This is a genomic window from Hyphomicrobium sp. NDB2Meth4, from assembly GCF_900117445.1.
In the GTDB taxonomy this organism is placed as follows: Bacteria; Pseudomonadota; Alphaproteobacteria; order Rhizobiales; family Hyphomicrobiaceae; genus Hyphomicrobium_A.
In genome coordinates, this window is record NZ_FPEJ01000009.1 from 47,966 (window position 1) to 64,734 (window position 16,769).

General features: G+C 62.3%; 16 protein-coding genes. 9 read left to right on the plus strand and 7 right to left on the minus strand.

What is annotated here, in order from left to right; all coding sequences use genetic code 11:
- The first annotated feature begins 18 nt into the window (after positions 1–18).
- Both NDB2M4_RS13540 and msrA read left to right on the plus strand, forming a co-directional pair.
- Positions 19–423 carry a YkvA family protein gene (locus tag NDB2M4_RS13540; protein ID WP_139247276.1) on the plus strand — a complete coding sequence of 135 codons (405 nt, stop codon included), beginning with the start codon at positions 19–21 and terminating at the stop codon, positions 421–423.
- A gap of 10 nt (positions 424–433) precedes the next feature.
- Complete coding sequence (gene msrA, locus NDB2M4_RS13545; RefSeq protein ID WP_072375992.1) at positions 434–1,084, plus strand: peptide-methionine (S)-S-oxide reductase MsrA; 651 nt, start codon at positions 434–436, stop codon at positions 1,082–1,084.
- Positions 1,085–1,108: 24 nt separating this feature from the next.
- Here the strand turns inward: msrA and NDB2M4_RS13550 are convergent, their stop codons facing one another.
- The 4 genes from NDB2M4_RS13550 to NDB2M4_RS13565 all read right to left on the minus strand — a co-directional run bounded on the left by NDB2M4_RS13550 (position 1,109) and on the right by NDB2M4_RS13565 (position 6,336).
- Complete coding sequence (locus tag NDB2M4_RS13550) at positions 1,109–2,050, minus strand: catalase family peroxidase (protein ID WP_244536175.1); 942 nt, start codon at positions 2,048–2,050, stop codon at positions 1,109–1,111.
- 139 nt (positions 2,051–2,189) lie between these two features.
- Positions 2,190–3,614, minus strand: coding sequence for a carotenoid oxygenase family protein (locus NDB2M4_RS13555; RefSeq protein WP_072375996.1), 1,425 nt, complete (start codon positions 3,612–3,614; stop codon positions 2,190–2,192).
- Between the two features lie 60 nt (positions 3,615–3,674).
- Positions 3,675–4,067, minus strand: coding sequence for a fluoride efflux transporter CrcB (crcB, locus tag NDB2M4_RS13560; RefSeq protein ID WP_139247277.1), 393 nt, complete (start codon positions 4,065–4,067; stop codon positions 3,675–3,677).
- A 202-nt stretch (positions 4,068–4,269) separates the two neighbouring features.
- Positions 4,270–6,336, minus strand: coding sequence for an elongation factor G (locus NDB2M4_RS13565; RefSeq protein ID WP_072375998.1), 2,067 nt, complete (start codon positions 6,334–6,336; stop codon positions 4,270–4,272).
- 331 nt (positions 6,337–6,667) lie between these two features.
- On the opposite strand from NDB2M4_RS13565, the gene NDB2M4_RS13570 reads away from it, so the two are divergent.
- A complete protein-coding gene (locus NDB2M4_RS13570) occupies positions 6,668–6,886 on the plus strand; it encodes a hypothetical protein (protein ID WP_072376000.1) in 219 nt (72 codons plus the stop codon).
- Between the two features lie 164 nt (positions 6,887–7,050).
- Here NDB2M4_RS13570 and NDB2M4_RS13575 read toward each other — a convergent pair whose 3' ends face one another.
- Positions 7,051–8,253, minus strand: coding sequence for a pyridoxal phosphate-dependent aminotransferase (locus NDB2M4_RS13575; RefSeq protein WP_072376002.1), 1,203 nt, complete (start codon positions 8,251–8,253; stop codon positions 7,051–7,053).
- A 245-nt stretch (positions 8,254–8,498) separates the two neighbouring features.
- Between NDB2M4_RS13575 and NDB2M4_RS13580 the strand changes: the two genes are divergently transcribed.
- The 3 genes from NDB2M4_RS13580 to NDB2M4_RS13590 all read left to right on the plus strand — a co-directional run bounded on the left by NDB2M4_RS13580 (position 8,499) and on the right by NDB2M4_RS13590 (position 9,991).
- A complete protein-coding gene (locus NDB2M4_RS13580) occupies positions 8,499–8,930 on the plus strand; it encodes a hypothetical protein (protein ID WP_139247278.1) in 432 nt (143 codons plus the stop codon).
- Positions 8,931–9,076: 146 nt separating this feature from the next.
- Entirely contained in the window at positions 9,077–9,565 is a 489-nt protein-coding gene (locus NDB2M4_RS13585; protein ID WP_072376007.1) for a sortase family protein, read from the plus strand.
- Between the two features lie 246 nt (positions 9,566–9,811).
- The gene (locus tag NDB2M4_RS13590; protein ID WP_072376009.1) at positions 9,812–9,991 is read left to right on the plus strand and encodes a hypothetical protein; all 180 of its coding nucleotides are present in this window, start codon (positions 9,812–9,814) and stop codon (positions 9,989–9,991) included.
- Between the two features lie 15 nt (positions 9,992–10,006).
- Here the strand turns inward: NDB2M4_RS13590 and NDB2M4_RS13595 are convergent, their stop codons facing one another.
- Complete coding sequence (locus NDB2M4_RS13595; protein ID WP_072376012.1) at positions 10,007–10,723, minus strand: SDR family oxidoreductase; 717 nt, start codon at positions 10,721–10,723, stop codon at positions 10,007–10,009.
- Between the two features lie 57 nt (positions 10,724–10,780).
- Positions 10,781–11,140: a DMT family protein gene (locus NDB2M4_RS13600; protein WP_072376014.1), complete on the minus strand. Its 360-nt coding sequence runs from the start codon at positions 11,138–11,140 to the stop codon at positions 10,781–10,783.
- Positions 11,141–11,469: 329 nt separating this feature from the next.
- Here NDB2M4_RS13600 and NDB2M4_RS13605 point away from each other — a divergent pair, with 329 nt between their 5' ends.
- From NDB2M4_RS13605 to NDB2M4_RS13620, 3 genes are all read left to right on the plus strand, one after another.
- Complete coding sequence (locus NDB2M4_RS13605; RefSeq protein WP_171988104.1) at positions 11,470–12,381, plus strand: polysaccharide deacetylase family protein; 912 nt, start codon at positions 11,470–11,472, stop codon at positions 12,379–12,381.
- A gap of 302 nt (positions 12,382–12,683) precedes the next feature.
- Entirely contained in the window at positions 12,684–14,399 is a 1,716-nt protein-coding gene (locus NDB2M4_RS13610; RefSeq protein WP_072376016.1) for a SulP family inorganic anion transporter, read from the plus strand.
- A gap of 937 nt (positions 14,400–15,336) precedes the next feature.
- On the plus strand, positions 15,337–16,749 hold the full coding sequence (locus NDB2M4_RS13620) for an ammonium transporter (protein ID WP_072376020.1): 1,413 nt from the start codon (positions 15,337–15,339) through the stop codon (positions 16,747–16,749).
- The last annotated feature ends 20 nt before the right edge of the window (positions 16,750–16,769 follow it).

The window sequence follows — 16,769 nt, forward strand, 5'->3', positions numbered from 1 at the left end:
ACCAGCGGAGGCGCTATAATGACGACATCGGCCGATGCTTCGATCATGGGGCGCCTGCGCAGCTGGGCACGCAGCATCAAGCGGGACGTGCATGCGCTCTATCTTTCGGCGCGTGATCCGCGCGTGCCCTGGTACGCCAAGGCGGTGGCGCTGGCTGTTGCAGCCTATGCGCTGTCGCCGATCGACCTGATCCCGGATTTTGTTCCGGTGATCGGATACCTGGACGACCTCATTTTAGTTCCGCTGGGAATTCTTCTGGCGGTTCGGCTCATTCCCGCGGACGTGCTTGCCGAGCATCGCGCGACCGCAACCGACGCGCGCCTTGCTCCGAGCCGGGGCGCGGCTTTCGTCATCATCGCTATCTGGATTGGCCTTGCGCTGGTCGCTATCGGCGCGGGGCTTCGCTACCTCGAAACCACGTAGGAAAACTGCCATGCGCCTTATCCCCCTCAGCGCCGCGGTTATCGTCGCGGCGGTAAGCTTCGCTGTGTCCCCATCGTACGGTGCTTCAACGGCGGCATCTCCACCCGCGGCTGCGGAGACGCTGTCGGTCGCTACGTTTGCGGGCGGATGCTTCTGGTCGATGGAGTATGATTTCGACAAGGTGCCGGGCGTCAAATCGACGACGTCGGGCTTCATGGGCGGGCACACCGCGAACCCGACCTATGCCCAGGTTTCAAGCGGCAAGACAGGGCATGCGGAAAGCGTGCAGGTTACATACGATCCGAAGGTCGTGAGCTATGGGCAGCTCGTCGATTACTACTGGCATCATGTCGATCTGCTCGACAGCGGCGGGCAGTTCTGTGACCGCGGCGATGAGTATCGTCCGGTGATTTTCGCGCATACGCCGCAGCAGAAGCAGATCGCTCAGCAGAGCAAAGCGGCGCTCGACCAGAGCCACCGCTTTTCGACGCCGATTGCCGTTGAGATTGTCGATGCCGGGCCGTTCACCGCCGCGGAGGACTATCACCAGAACTTCCACAGCAACAACGAAGCTTACTACAAGCGCTATCGCGTCGGCTGCCGGCGTGATGCACGGCTGAAGGAGATCTGGGGCGAGGAGGCCGATACGGCGGCGCACTAAAGAGAGCGCGCCGCCGCTTAGCTGTTACTGCGTGCGGCGCCCGAAAGAGACGGCGTAGTCGAGCGAACGCATCGGCAGGATCTTGTCGTTGGGTGAAGGCTCGATGCCATCGGCGACGACGTTGGGATCGAAGATACCCTCATCGCACGTTGCAGCCGGCTCAAGGCCGCTGAACGAGATGGTGCCGACTTTCACGCTCTTGCGGTCCGCGGGCCATTCGGCGGTCGGGTCGTCGTCCTGATCACCGGGCTGGCCGAGGACAGCATAGAGATTGAAGGCGACTGGGCCTTTGGCGAACTGATCGTTGAGCTCCTTGGCGTAGAAGTCGGTGCCTTTCGCTTCCGCGTCTTTGTCGCTGAGGCCGACGAAGCCGCCAACCGGCTCGGCCTTCCACTTCACAGCCTGGCGCTCGCCCTTGGCGTTGGTGAGGTAGAACGTGTGCACGCCGAAATAGTCGGCCGTGGCGTAGCTCGCCGGTGTCGGTCGGGCCTTCAACCAAGCGCCCTGGCGTGTGGATTCAGGGTGCTCCTTGAAGTAGGCGCCGATCTTGTCTTTGTCCTTGCTGGCGACGGCTGTCAGCAGCGCCAGGAAATCCTCGGGCGTCTTGGCCGCGAAGATGGGCGCCGAGATCAAGAGCAGATCGGAGTTGCTGCCGTCGGGCAACTGGAAGTGCATGGCGATGCCGCGCACGTTGTCCTTCTGGCTGTCGGACGCCATCGGGTTGCCGCCGCCGAGCGAGAAGCGGCCGATGAGCGGCACCGGGGCGGCAAACTGCGGCGCCTTGCTGAGGCTGGCTGCCTCGGGAGTCGGAGTGAAGTTGCCTTTGATGCAGATGCCCTTGGTGTGGGCCGCGCGCATCTTCGCGTGAGCGCCGAATAGGTTGTTGAGCGCGTTGATGAGCTTTTCGGGTTCGGAGTCCTCGGCTGAAGCCGGTGCCGCCAGCAGCACCAATGACAGTGCAGCCATGCCAACTCGTCGTGACCTACCCATTATTCCCGTCTCCCATGTGGCTCGGAACGTAGCCTAGCTAATCGGTAACGCACGCTATTCGTCGCCGCCGACACGTTTGTGTCAACGGCTGCCCGACCGCAATGTCGCAGCCTGATTACGCGTCGGGGTAGAAGTTGCCGTGCAGACCGAATGGGATCTTGTGGGGGCATTCTGCGCGCGCGATCTCGGAAAGCGTGCGGGCATCGAGCAGCAGCAGGGAAGAGGTGCCTTTGATGGCATCGAGCACAACGGACAGCAGCACGCCCTCCCCTTCTTGATCCGCCCCAGGCCGGCTTACGAATACGGGCTCGCCCGGGAAGCACCCCTCGGCGAACCAGCGGCTGGTCTCGCCCTTTGCGACATCGACGCGGACGATGCTGTCGAGGAAAGAGCCGCCGGGCGATTGTCCAGCGCCCCACATGTAGCGATAGGGACGACCTGCGCAACGGTCGTAGTCCATGCGCGGCAACTCCAGCATCTCATCGGCGATGACGGTGCTGGTGACGGGGGCATCATGATCGAGAGCGAGCGTGAAGCGTATCGGGCGACCGATCGCGGCAATAGTCTCGCCAGCGCGCAGTGGCGCCAAATAGAGCTGATCGATGATGGTCGGATCGTCGTAGACGCTGGCATCGATCTGGAGGTTGTCGCCATCCTCGAAGGCGTTGATGTGATGGAATGCGAATGCCGCCTTCGCTGAGCGTGTCGCGATCAGCTCGCCAGTGTCCTTATCGAATACGTGGAAGCGTAAGCCACGCTCCGGCTGCCATTCGTAATTGCGAATAAAGGGTGAGAGCGCAAGCAGCAGCTTCAGCGGGTCGACGACGATCGGAAACTCGGTGAGGATGAGATAGCGCTCGGTCATCGCAAACGAGTGCATGTAGGCGGGCTTGTCGACTGGCATCTCCGCTATGACGCGTTCGGGCGAGCCATCGTCGGGGATGGCGAACAGCCGGTAATGCGAGTGCGGGCCGAATTTGACGACGTAGCTGAATCGGCACCCACGCGACTTATCGTGATGAGGATGGGCGATGGAGAGCTGGCCTCCGACGTCGGCACTGATGGGCGCCTGCCCCATGGTCGCCAGCGTTTGCGGATCAAAGCGCACGGGCAACGTGGTTTCGGTGAGAGCGACGGTCGCGCCGCCGAATACGTCGATGTTGACGTTGCCATTGTCGGTGTAGTGCGGCGAGAACACGGAAGCGACGCGCTGAAACAGCGTCCGGCACGGATCCGTTGCAAAGCCGCCGAGCGCCAGCTGACCTTCGGCCACTGACTCAGTGAAGGCCTCGGACCGCAAGAAGCGGTTGGTATAAGTGACGTTGCCGCCGCCGAACTCGAAGCGATGCAGCATCGCCAGACCGTCGAACCAGTGATTGACGGTGGTGCTGCCGATATCGAACTTCGCCGGACCGTTGCGAAGGAGCGTGCCCTGGAGCCACGCGGGGAACTCGCCGCGTACGACCAACGGGATCGGCCCGACCTCTTCGTCGAGGTCGGAAAAGCCAGTTGCATATGACGCGCGATCAGAGCCTGCCATGGCTCATTGATAGGATCGCAAGAGCAAAGGAAGCCTCAACGCTCCCGACACAGATTAAACCTACAGCGGATTGAGCTGCGTCGCGATGGCGTTGCCGAGCCAGACGAAGAGCAGGCACAGAGCCACCGAGCCGAGGATATAGCCGCCAGCTTGCAGCCATTCCCCTTCCTGCATCAGCACCATGGTTTGCAGGCTGAAGGCCGAGAAGGTGGTGAACCCGCCGCAGAAGCCGACAGTCACAAACGCGCGGATGTTGGGATCGACGACGTAGCGGCCGCCTTCCGGGCTGGTGAGGGCGACGAAGAAGCCGATGATGAACGAGCCCAAGATGTTGATCACCAACGTGCCCCAGGGAAACGTCTCTCCGAACAGGCGAGCCATAGCCCCCGTGCACCAGTAGCGCGCCATGCCGCCCAGCGCGCTGCCGGCGGCGATCCAGATGTAGGGGTGCACGTATCCTCCCGAGGCGAATCTTCGACCGCTGCGGCCGAGTTTATCCCGTTTTTGGCGTTGTGATCCCGGGCGAGTGATCGCAGCGGGTGAAAGCGAGAGCCGGCTAAGGCGGCGAAGCCCAATGGCGAGGCTTCGCCACACTTAACGATAGGTCCCTGATAGCCGCTCGCTGCGCTCGCGGCTTCCGGGATGACAAAGTTCGCTACTCGGCTGCGGGGCGATGGGCCGAGAGCACCTGATCGGCCAGCCTGCCGCTGAGTTCGGCGAGATGGTCGAAATGGGCGGTATAGGTGCCCACGCCCGAGGTGGCCGAGCGCAGGTCAACGATGAGGCTCTCCATCTCCGAGGCCGGCATCTGCGCCTGCACGACGTCCCAGCCGTTCCACCCCTCACGGGAGTCGAAGCCGAGGATCTGCCCGCGGCGTTGCGCGATGATGGCGTTGACGCGGGCCGTCGCCTCGCTCGGCACCGCGATCTCGACCGCCATGACGGGCTCCAATAAAACCGGCGAACACTTGGGCAAGCCATCCGACATGCCGATGCGTGCCGCTTGGCGGAACGCCATGTCGGATGAATCGACCGTGTGGTACGAGCCATCGAGCAACGTCACCGAAACATCGACCACCGGGAAGCCCAGAGGTCCGTGCTGGAGGAAGTCCTTCACGCCGGTCTCGACAGACGGGATGAACTGGCGCGGGACGACGCCTCCGGTAATCTTTTCCGAGAACGCGAACCCAGCCCCGCGCGGTTGCGGCTTGATTTCCAGTACGACGTCGCCGAACTGGCCGTGGCCCCCCGATTGCTTCTTATGGCGCCCGCGGACCTGGGTGGCTGCGCGGATCGTCTCCTTGTAGGGGACGAGGCGCGGCTGGCGCTCAACGGCGACGCCGTATTTGCGCTGCAGACGCTCGAGCGAAACGCGCAGGTGCATTTCGCCCTGGCCCAACAACAGCAATTGATGCGTGTCGCTATTGGTCTCGATGGATAGCGAGGGATCGTCCTCGAGCAACTTGGCGAGGGCCGTCGTCAGCTTCACTTCGTCCTTGCGGTCTTTCAGTCCGAGACCGATGGCGAACACCGGAGGCAGCGCGGCAGGGCCCTTCGCCTGGATCGCACCGCCTTTCTCGGCACTGATGGTATCGCCTGTTTTGATGCCTTCGAGGCGGCCGAGCGCGACCGTTTCGCCAGCGGACGCGGGGCCACGTTTTACCGGCTCTTCGCCGCGCAGGCTGAACACCCCGGCCGCACGCTCGTCGCGACCTTCAGGTCCGGTGACGGTGGTGCCATCGCCGAACTCTCCGGTGAGTACGCGGACCAGCGAGAGCTTTCCGCCGTGCGCGGTATGCAGCGTCTTCATTACGTAGGCTGCGGATTTGGCATTTTCGAGTTTCAAGCGGCGTGCCGTGGTCTCGACTGTCGGCGCCTCGTGGCGGAGGGCCTTCAGCAACCGGAAGACGCCGTGATTGTCGCGTGCCGAGCCGATCAGGACCGGGCAGATGAGCCCATCGCGGAACTCTTGCGTCAGATCTTCGAAGATCTTGTCGCGCGGTGTCGGCAGGTCAGACAGCAACTGCTCCATCAGCTCGTCGTCGTAGTCGGCGAGCTGCTCGAGCATATGGAAGCGGGCTTCTTTCTCGCGCGCGGAAATGGAGCTTGGCAGCTCGACAATCTCGGAAGGCGCGTTGGTGCGGTAGACGAAGGCGCGTTCGGATGCGAGATCGACAAAGCCGGTGATGGCGCCGTTTTCGCGGATGGGTATCTGCCGCAGGACAAGCGGGCGTGCGCTCGCGGGCTGCAACAGAGGGATAAGTTCGCGCAGGGGAAGTCCGGACTCGTCGATCTTATTGAGGAACAGGAAGTGAGGTATGCCGCGGTCTTCGAGCTGCTTGAGAATCATCTGCAGGGCGGGGACGCGTCTTGCATCGGCTTCGCAGACGACGACGGCGGCGTCGCAGGCGGTGAGCGCGATGGCGCCTTCGTGCTGGAACTCTATCGAGCCTGGGCAGTCGATGAAGGTGAAGTTGTCGCCGAGGAAGGTGGTGTCGGCGACGTTGAGGGACACGCTCATCCCGTGGTCGCGGGCCTCGGGGCTGGCATCGCCGACCGAAGTCCGGTCAGAAACGCTGCCTTGGCGGATAATGGCTCCGGTGCGGGCCAGGATGCTTTCGAGGAGAGTGGTCTTGCCGCTGAGGTAGGGACCGACAAGTGCGATGCAGCGGGAGCGGGGGCTCCCATTGGCTCCCGCTTTAGGGACTTCGGACTGTGCCATCTGCTTTCCTCCTTGGTTGGAGGCGCACGCACCCGCGTCGCGGTCGCGCGCCTCGCGCCTCTGGGAGGAGCGCGACTAGATCAATGTTCGCGCCGCGCGGGATTGCTTGCAAGAGCCGAACTGCAAAAGATCGTCGAGTTGTTGAGGTAAGTCATAAAAGCTTGAATATTGCATCGCACAACGTCAGCGAAGAATTCGTCTCTCCAGTTCTGCGCAGCACAATCGAAATTACTTGCTCGGGAACCTAATTGGCTCATTATGAATTCACTGGTTCGTGCAGCGGAGAGCCAGGGCAGCCTGCGGCAGGCAGCCCAGAAAGAGAAGGCGTGCGATGAGTATCAAGACTCTCATGTCGGCAGCCCACGCAGCGGGTTATGCCATGGCGGCAGAGGATGTCGCTGAGACGCGGCCGATGACAGCGCGGCTGCCGTCTACAGCCATCGTGGTGCGGCCAGTTCAGCGCGGAAAGATTGCCAGCGCCCAGCGTTCGGTGCGCCGTATGTGGCTTCAGTTCATGTCTGAGCATTGGGCGCACCGGGCAGCAGCCTGAAGCCCCTCGAAATGACCGCCCGCGGGCGCGCAATCTGCGCGCCCTTTTTATTTGCTCACGAGAGAAGCCAGCTCGCCGCTAAGACAATGAGTGTTGCCGCGAAGGCGAGCCGCCAGTAGCGGCACGCCCTGCATTGAATCTCGCGGCCGTTTCTCACTCCCGCGTCAGCGGAGATTGCCGCAGAAGCGCTGGATGCGCCGGCAGGCGTCCTCCAGGATTTCCTTGGAGGTCGCGTACGAGACGCGGAATGCCGGCGAGGATGCGAACGCCGCGCCGTGCACCACGGCGACGCCCTCGTCTTCCAGCAGCGCGGTGACGAAATCCTCGTCGTTGGCGATCACCTTCCCTGACGGGGTCGTCTTGCCGATCGTGCCGGCGCAGCTCGGATAGACGTAGAATGCGCCTTCCGGCTTCGGACACTTGAGACCGGCCGCCTGGTTCAGCATCGACACGACAAGATCGCGGCGCTCGACGAACTTGGCATTGTTCTCGGCGATGAAATCTTGCGGGCCATCGAGTGCCTCGACTGCAGCCGCCTGAGTGATCGAGCACGGGTTTGACGTCGACTGCGACTGCAGCTTGCGCATCGCGTCGATCAGCTTCACCGGACCGCCGGCATAACCAAGGCGCCAGCCGGTCATGCAGTACGCCTTCGAGAGACCGTTGACCGTCAGGGTGCGATCGAAGAGGCCCGGCTCTACTTCGGCGATGGTGTGGAACTTCAGTCCGTCATAGAGCAGGTGCTCGTAGATGTCGTCGGTCAGGATCCAGACATCGGGGTGCTTCAGGAGCACGTCGGTCAGAACCTTGATCTCGTCGCGCGAATACGCGGCGCCGGTCGGGTTCGACGGCGAGTTGAAGATGATCCACTTCGTCTTCGGGGTGATGGCAGCTTCGAGCGCCTCTGGCTTCAGGCGGAAACCGTCCTCGATCTTGGTGTCGACGAACACCGGCTTGCCATCCGCAAGCATGACGATATCGGCATAAGACACCCAGCACGGCGCCGGGATGATCACCTCGTCGCCCGGGTTCAACGTCGCCAGCAGGGCGTTGTAGATCACCTGCTTGCCGCCGGTGCCGACGGAAATCTGGTTCGGCTTGTAGTCGAGGTTGTTCTCGCGCTTGAACTTGCGCGCGATTGCCGCCTTGAGTTCGGGCGTACCATCGACGTCGGTGTACTTGGTGAGGCCGTCAGCGAGCGCCTTCACGGCGGCTTGCTTGATGTTATCGGGCGTATCGAAATCAGGCTCGCCGGCAGACAGCGAGATGACGTCCCGGCCGGTTGCTTTCAGTTGCCGCGCTTTCGTCGAGACCGCGATGGTGGCGGAGGGCTGAATGCGGTTCAAGCTGTCGGCGATGAAACCCATTGTGAAAGCCTTTCGATAGCTTTTTCGGCGCGAGCGGCGCGGACACTATCTGCAGCGCGCGGTGACTTCAATACATCGGCCGTTGCGTCATGAGCGCAGGTCGAATGCCGGAAATGCTTAGCTGGACTAAGGTCGAGTGACCAACGCGCCACAGGCACAGGCTGACCCGCATTAATCAAAAGAATACGCAGCAATCGCCACAATGTGTCCCAACGCCCGCCATGAACGGGGGCAACGATCCCAGAATGAAAAGCGTGTGGAATCATTCCCTGCGCAAGACGAGAAGGCCTCATGCCATGTCGAATTCGGGACCCTTGAGGTTGATCCTTAGAACAACAGCCGATGCTACTGTCGGTCTGCTGTTGTTTCTCACCTTCGCGGTGGCTCTGGGAGCAATTGAACGCAATTCGGTCGCGACGCAGCGCCTGAGCGGACTGCTTTCGGTCAGCTCGAGTGCCGGTGACCTCCTGAAATTCTCGTTGGATGACAACCCGCTGATCGCAGCGGCAGTTGTCGCAACGGCCGTTCCCGTGCCTCAGGCCGCGTCTTTCAGCGCCCCGAGGCAGATCACCCGAAATGTGGCGGTTGGCCTGCTGGCCGCGGTCTTCTCGGCCATGGCTGCACTCAACCTGGCTTTCATCCGACACCTTCGCCGCGAGTACGCCTCCCCGCGGTGAAGTGTCGTGGAGGGGAGACCCTGGTTCTGCTGGGAACCCTTGACGGTCTCCTCTCCACACCTAACATTCTGGTAAGGAAGGGAAGCTGTATTGTACCCTTCTAGGCGCCCGGGTTCGGGCACGGGGCAAGAAAGCGGGAGCACATCATGGGCACGGGCGCACTTCGCAAGAACCTCCCGATCGCCGTTCTGGGTCTTTCGGCCGCCGGTCTGGGCGCTGCCGCGGTGACCTTGGGCAATGGCGAAGCGGTGGTAGAGCGTGGATTTCAGCGCGCGATCGCCAATATGGATGCTGACGCTGGGGCCAAGCGGGCTGCGCCGGTTGTCGCCGGTACCGAAGAATTCTGGCTGACCCACGTTGTCCATGACGCCGGCACCGCAACGGCGAAGCCGGTATCGGTCGGCGATCGCATCACCATTTCCTCGAACGGCACCCAGCGCGTGCTCAACGTCGTTACGGTCGACCGGCTAGACAATCAGGTGTTGCCGGTTTCATCGACGGCTCATCCGACGCCGCTTATCCTTGTGACCTGCCGGGACGAGGCCAATCCTCAGGCGCGCCCGGTTCGCTTCCTGCTGGAGGCGGGCGAGGAGTTGCCGGCATTGTCGGCCGTCAAAGCTGCGCGGACCCTCTGATTTTCCGGTTGCACTAGCTGATACGAGCTCGTCGAGCAGCTAGCGACGATGCACGCGCGGTGAGCGGGCATTTGGCCCGGTGCCCTTCTGGCGTTTCCGACTGCCTCTTCCCAATGTCATCACTCGCGCATGGGCTGCCGTATTGCCTTCACGCTGGGGCCGCATGATAGGATCGCGCCGCGCCCGGAGCGCGCTTTAGCGACTTGGCGGCTGCAAGCGTCGCCGCTGCCAATGGGGGGTTATGCTATGCGTCTCAATCCGCCGACCATCGCCATTTTTCTTATTTCGCTGACGCTGGCGCTGCTGGCGCTTGTGACGAAGCTGGGCTTCGTCGGCGTGCCTCGCTATCTGCCGCACCAGGAATTCTGGCTGGCCATCACCGCCTACATCACACTGATGGTGGGCAATCTGGTGCGCGGGGTGTGACGCTCCATCAGGCGATCACCAGGGGATGGGCGCCTTATCACGGAAGAAGCCGCCGGTTGGCCCGGCATCTGGAAGCGTAGACAGCCAGACGGCCGTTTCGGCGCCCTGCTCGACCGTGCGGGTCGCGTTTGGACCGCCCATCTCGGTTCGAACCCAGCCCGGGCACATGGCATTGACCTTGATCGGGACTGGCCCCAACTCAGCTGCCGTCACGCGTGTCAGCGCATTGAGCGCTGCCTTGGACATTCGATAGGCGGGATAACCCGACTGCATATCGGAGAGCTGGCCGGCGCCCGATGAGACGTTGACGACGCGGCCGTACTCGCCTTTGAGCATGATGGGCACGACCGCCTTTATCATGCGAAGCGGGCCAACGGCGTTGGTGTCGTAGGTCTCGCGCACAAGCTGCGGAGATACGTCGAGCACTTTCGAATCGTCGGGCGACTGCCCTTCCCAAAGCACTCCCGCGTTGTTGACCAGCACGTCGATGCGGCCAAACAGGTTCATGACCTCGTCGACAGCCGCGCTGATGCTCTCGTCGCTCGTCACGTCTAGGGCCACGACCGGGGGTTCCAGCCCTTCCGAGGCGAGCTTGGCGGCCGCCTCACGCCCCTTATCGACGTCGCGCGAGCACAGAACCGCAAGCAATCCGACACGCGACAGTTGCCTCACGATCTCAAGGCCAATGCCACGGTTGGCTCCAGTAACGAGCGCAATTCGCGTTTCGGCCATGGGATCTCCTCGAACGGTTATGGGAACGTCGTTGTCGTGGTGCGAACCATAACTGCTTCAGGTGCGCCCCGAGAAGACAAAGAATGCGCCCAGCGCGATCAGTGCGAAGCCAATGACCTGATTGAGGGTGATCGGCTCCTTCAGATAAAGCACCGAAAAGACCGCGAACACGGTCAGAGTAATGACTTCCTGCATGGTCTTCAGCTCGGCCGCCGAATAGACCGCACTGCCATAGCGGTTCGCCGGCACGGCGAGGCAGTACTCGAAGAAGGCGATCAGCCAGGAGACGAATATGACCAGGTAGAGGGGCTGGTCCTTGAAGCGAAGGTGCCCGTACCAGGCGAACGTCATGAAGACGTTGGAGAGGGAAAGGAGCAGGATCGGGGTCAATTGGGGAGATATGTTCGCAAACGGCATGGGAAGTCTCGCTCCTCCGGATGTCGCCGCGAATAAGGCTTAGCCGCCACGCCTTGTCGAGCGGCAACGCTGCCGCTGCGGCCATCGCGATGCATATGCTCCAGCCGAGCGATGACCGGGAGGCAACACTGGCTGCCCTGCGATCGCACTCGACCTCAGGATGGCTAGTCCAACCATCAGGGCTGGCCTTAAAAGGATTGCACCGGGAATTCGTCGCGTCCCCGGACGACATTTCATCGACGTTAAGCGCGATGCGGGATGCTGCCCCTATAATCTCCGCCTTCCGCGTTGCCGCCCCGCTCACGGCCTTGGGCAAAGGATCGACGACTATGAGAATGCTGCTTCTCGCGACCGTTCTGACGCTCCCGGCCAGCCTTGCCGGCGCCGCGGAAAACATTCACCCGGTCAACGCCGATGCCGCTGCCGGCGTTGCGCAGCCATCGACGGACGACACGGCCAAGGCCGCGCCAGAAGCCAAGCCTGCTATCGACTGCACCGGTAAACTCGGGGTCTCGCGTGTTGCAGAGGTCGACACGACCGGGGGCGGCGATTATGGCGAGCAGTATCCGCCGACGAAGCTGCTAGAGAAGGGCGAGGTGGTCATCACCTTCGACGATGGCCCGCATCCAAAGTTCACGCGTCCGATTCTCGAGGCGCTCGCCGAGCAGTGCACGAAGGCGACCTTTTTCGAGCTCGGAGAGATGATCAAGAACTTCCCCGACATCGCGAAGGAGGTCCAGGCGGCAGGCCATACGGTGGGCACGCACACCTGGTCGCATCGCAACCTCGGCGCAATTTCCCTCGACCGGTCGAAGTCGCAGATCGAAAGCGCGATCAACCTCGCGGAGGCAACGCTGCCCGAGGGCGTCGCGCCGTTCTTCCGCTTTCCGTATCTCAGCGATCCAAAGCGCGTGCGTGACTACCTCGCAAAGCGCAACATCGCCGTCATGGGCATCGATGCCGATTCACTGGACTGGCGCTATCGCTCGCCCGACAGAATGTTCAAGAATATCTTCAATGCGCTCGACAAGTCTGGCGGCGGCATCATGCTGTTTCATGACATCCACCCGCAGACCGCCAAGGTGATCCCAGAGGTTCTCGCCGAACTCAAGAAGCGCGGCTACAAGGTCGTGCACCTGGTGCCAAAGGCGCGCGTCGAGACGGTGGCGATGTCGGAGCCCGAGCCGACGAGCAAGCCGCTCCGCCGCAGCCACAAGCATCGGCGCAGCAGTAAACAGTGATCCCTCATCACGGCCTACGAAGAGCCAGAGGATTTTTCGCGCGGTCGGCGCGGAAAAGAGGTCAGTTTCCGCGATGATGCGGCGTCCGTTCGACGTATCAGAAGACAGACTGGCCTCTCGGTGTCCGACTAAAGAAGAAGACGATTGCCACTGAGCGCGATTGCTCAATTAGGCGCGGGGTGCAGACTCGCAACTCAAGGCAGTAGTCGGCTAACAAGGCTGGCGTATTTCTAGACCATCGCGACGGCGACCGCCGACTTTATCGGCCGACGATCCCGCCGCTCCTTACGAGGAGTCGGAACATGGACGCGGCTGCTCGCAGCCAATTGAAACAGCCGCAGCCAACGTTCGCCGAGCTGTTCACGCCAAAGCTGGTTACGCTGCTGCGCGCTGGCTACACGATGGACGACTTCAGGGCCGATGCGATTGCTGGCCTCACCGTCGCGATCGTGGCTTTGCCGCTGTCGATGGCCATCGCTATCGGCTCCGGGCTGTCTCCCGAGAAGGGGCTGTTTACGGCGATCGTTGGGGGCTTCCTGATCTCGGCGCTCGGCGGCAGCCGCTTTCAAATCGGCGGGCCGGCCGGCGCGTTCATCGTGCTGATCGCCTCGATCGTGGAGCAGCACGGTTATGACGGCCTGGTGCTCGCTACGCTCATGGCAGGCGTCATCATGGTGGCCGCGGGCTTCCTGCGCCTCGGCACCTATATCAAATACATTCCGTTCCCGGTGACGGTCGGGTTCACGGCGGGCATTGCCGTGATCATCCTTGCCAGCCAACTGAAAGAGCTTCTGGGGCTCGACATGGCGAGCGAACCGGCGGCCTTGTTACCGAAGCTCGGCGCGATCTGGGACAGCATCGGCACCGTCAAGCCGGCAACCGTAGCGCTGGCCGGCATCGCCATCGGCACCATTGTGGGCCTGCGCGCTTGGCGGCCGCGGTGGCCGGGTATGCTTATCGCGGTGGCGCTCACCTCGCTGATCGCCGTGGCGCTTCATCTCGACGTCAGCACCATCGGAACGAAGTTCGGCGGCGTGCCGCGAATGCTGCCGGCTCCCACGCTGCCAAGTTTCGACCTGGCCAAGATGCGAGATGTCTTCCCTTCAGCTGTTGCCATCGCGTTGCTGGGCGCGATCGAAAGCCTGCTGTCTGCGGTCGTGGCGGACGGCATGAGCGGTCGCCGGCATCGGTCGAATTGCGAGCTGGTTGCACAGGGTGTCGGCAACATCGCTGCCGTGACGTTCGGCGGCATGTGCGTGACCGGCACGATTGCACGCACGGCGACGAATATACGAGCGGGGGCGCACACGCCTGTTTCGGGAATGATGCACGCGCTGTACCTGCTCGGCTTCATGCTCGTCGCGGCACCGCTCGCGGCCTACATTCCCCTCGCATGTCTCGGCGGCGTGCTTGCCGTCGTGGCCTGGAACATGGCCGAGAAGGAGGAATTCGCCAATCTGCTGCGCGCCTCGTGGGGTGACGCTGCTGTGCTGATGGCGACATTCCTTTTGACGATCTTTGCTGACCTGACGATTGCGATAGGCGTCGGCGTCACGCTCGGCGCCTTCCTGTTCCTGCATCGCATGGCCGAGGCTGTGCAGATCGAGAATGGCGGCGCCCTTGTTACCGAGGACGTCGCGGACGCCACTGGCAGCGCGCGAACAGCTTACGAGCCCGACGCATTCGGCAACAACGTTGCCGTGTACCGGATTTCGGGTGCCTTCTTCTTTGGCGCGACGGCGGCGGTGAGTGCAGTGCTCGACCGCATCGGTGCCCGTCCCAAAGTGTTCGTGCTCGATTTCGCGGAGGTGCCGCTCGTCGACAGCACGGCGGCAAATACGCTGGCAGGCTTCGTGCGCAAGCTGCGAGGCGAAGGAACGACGGTGTATTTCACAGCGGCACGGCGCAGCGTACGTCGCACTTTGCTGCAAGCCGGCTTGCGCCGTCCGCTGGTGGTCTACGCGCCCTCAATCGAGGAGGCCGTGGTCATGAGCCGTGCACCGGGATCGCGCGGCTGAGCTGCACTGCCCTCGCCTTGGTCGCTTCCGCCGTTTTGGGCGAGAGCGCTTCGGGAGGCACGTGCGCAATCGGCGTAGAAAGCTCTACAAATTCAAGGCAATTCATCGCTTCTCCTCAACACGGAACTATCTGGGCTCTCGTTTGTTTGCGGCCTCGGGGACGCTACGCTCGAGGAGAAGACAGATGAAAAGAGCTACCATTCTAACCGGCATCACCGGTGCGTTCGCTGCTTTCGTTCTGACTGTCGCTTCTGCTCCATCCGCGGAAGCCTGCGGCTGGAGGCGAACCTGCGCTTGCGGAGCTGCAGCCGTTGAGGCTCCAGTGCAGTACTACCGGCCGGTTAGGCACTATCGCGCCGCAAGGTACTACAGGCCGGTCAGGTATTACCGTCCTGCGAGATACTACCGGCCAGTGCGGTATTATCGGCCCGTGCGGTACTACCGTCCTTACCGCGCCTACCGCCCCGTAAATTATTACAGGCCCGCGCGCTTCTATCGGGCAGGGCACTGGAACCGCTAGCGGCAGTTCCAGCACAATAACTGCCCAGGCACTACGCGTGCATAGCGCGATGCCGCGATAGAACTCGTGTCTATCGCGGCATCGTGCCGAGCGCCTTTCCGTGACCCATCAGTGTGCTGCTCCAGCTGGCGGAAGGCCCGCCCCGCTGAAAAACCAACGTCTTGCCTACGCTAAAGGCAGTCGGATCAGATTTTGATCAGCCGGAGTGGGTCGATCTTGCGCGCGGTCTAACCGGAGCGACGCAGGGGTGCGACGCAAAAACTCTTTGCAGATCAACCCAGTGCGTTTCTTGTTAACGAAGCCGCTCCCCTCCCCTCGAAACCGGTACGCCCCTTGCACTTAGGTGAAATTACTTGCAGCTCGCGCAAATGCGGCTGGCAGGAGGGTTACCACGCACTCGATAGGTGGGAGAGGCGTATGGAAAATGAAACTACGGCGCTAACAACGCTGTTCACTGAGTTCTACTTCTTCATGACCGTCGTGCTGATGTTCTTCATCCACGTCGGTTTCTGCATGTACGAGGTCGGCGTATCGCGGACCAAGAACCTACAGCACACGCTGCTCAAAAATACGATGGCGATCCCGGTGGTCGGCCTCGCGTTCCTTCTGTTCGGCATGTGGCTCTACATCGCCCTGCAGGGTTGGCCAGTTGCAACATCGAGCGTCAGCCTCGAAACCGGCTTCGAGCCGTGGTCGAAGACACTGGCACCCAACCTCTCTGATCACATCTCGGGCGTCTTCTGGGCGGCGTTTGCGCTGTTCGGAATGACGGCTGCCTCAATCGTCTCCGGCGCCATCATCGAGCGCGCAAAGACGACGGGCTTTCTGATCATCGCGGTTTACGTCGGCGCGGTCGCATGGGTCATTCCCGCAGCCTGGGGCTGGGCCGGCAACGGCTGGATGACACAGTACCTCGGCTTCCATGATCAGTACTGCTCGGCGGTGCTGCACGCGCCCGCCGGCTTCGCCACGCTTGGTGTGCTCATGGCTCTCGGGCCGCGCATCGGCAAGTTTGGGCCTACGGGTCAGCCGCGTGAGATCCCGCTGCACAATCCATGGATGACCACGCTCGGCATCTTCTTCATCTACATCGGGTTCTTCGGCTTCTATGCAGCCTGCCATATCCCGATCGTCAACGTCGCTGCAGAAGGCCAGACGGCATTCTGGACGACCACAAACATCTACGGCGTTCCGATCACGCTGTCGGGTGTCACCCTCAACTTCCTGTTCTCGTTGTTCGGCGGCCTGATCACGGCGTATCTGATCTCCGGCGGCAACTCGTTCTGGACGTACTCGGGTGGCCTTGCCGGCATCATCAGCGCCAGCGCTGGCAACGACTTCTATCATCCGATCCTGGCTCTGGTCGTAGCCTCGGCCGGCACCGCGATGGCCTACACGCTGCACAACTTCGTCGAGCGCCGCTTCAAAATTGACGACGCGGTTGGCGCTGTCGCAGTGCACGGCTACTGCGGTGTGTTCGGCGGTGTCGTTGCGGGCTTCCTGCTGTGGGGTTACCCCGCCGTCATGCCGAGCCCCGGCGCGCTGATCACGCTGTCGGAAGGCGTCGGCTGGTTCGGCACCAACGCCGAAGGTCTGCCGATCGTCACGCCGATGGGCAACATCATCGTGACGCTCGTGTTCGCCCTCGGGTTCGGCCTGATCCCAGGGTACATCCTCGGCCAAATCCTCAAGGGTTTTGGACTGCTGCGAGTACCGGCGCCGGTGGAGGTCAAGGGCCTCGATGGCGAGATCGTACCGCTGACGTACCCGGCCATCTCGGGCACCGAAGCGGAGTTTGATGCGCTCGCAAAAAGCGAAGCCAAAGTCTAAGCGAGCAACGAAGGAGAAGT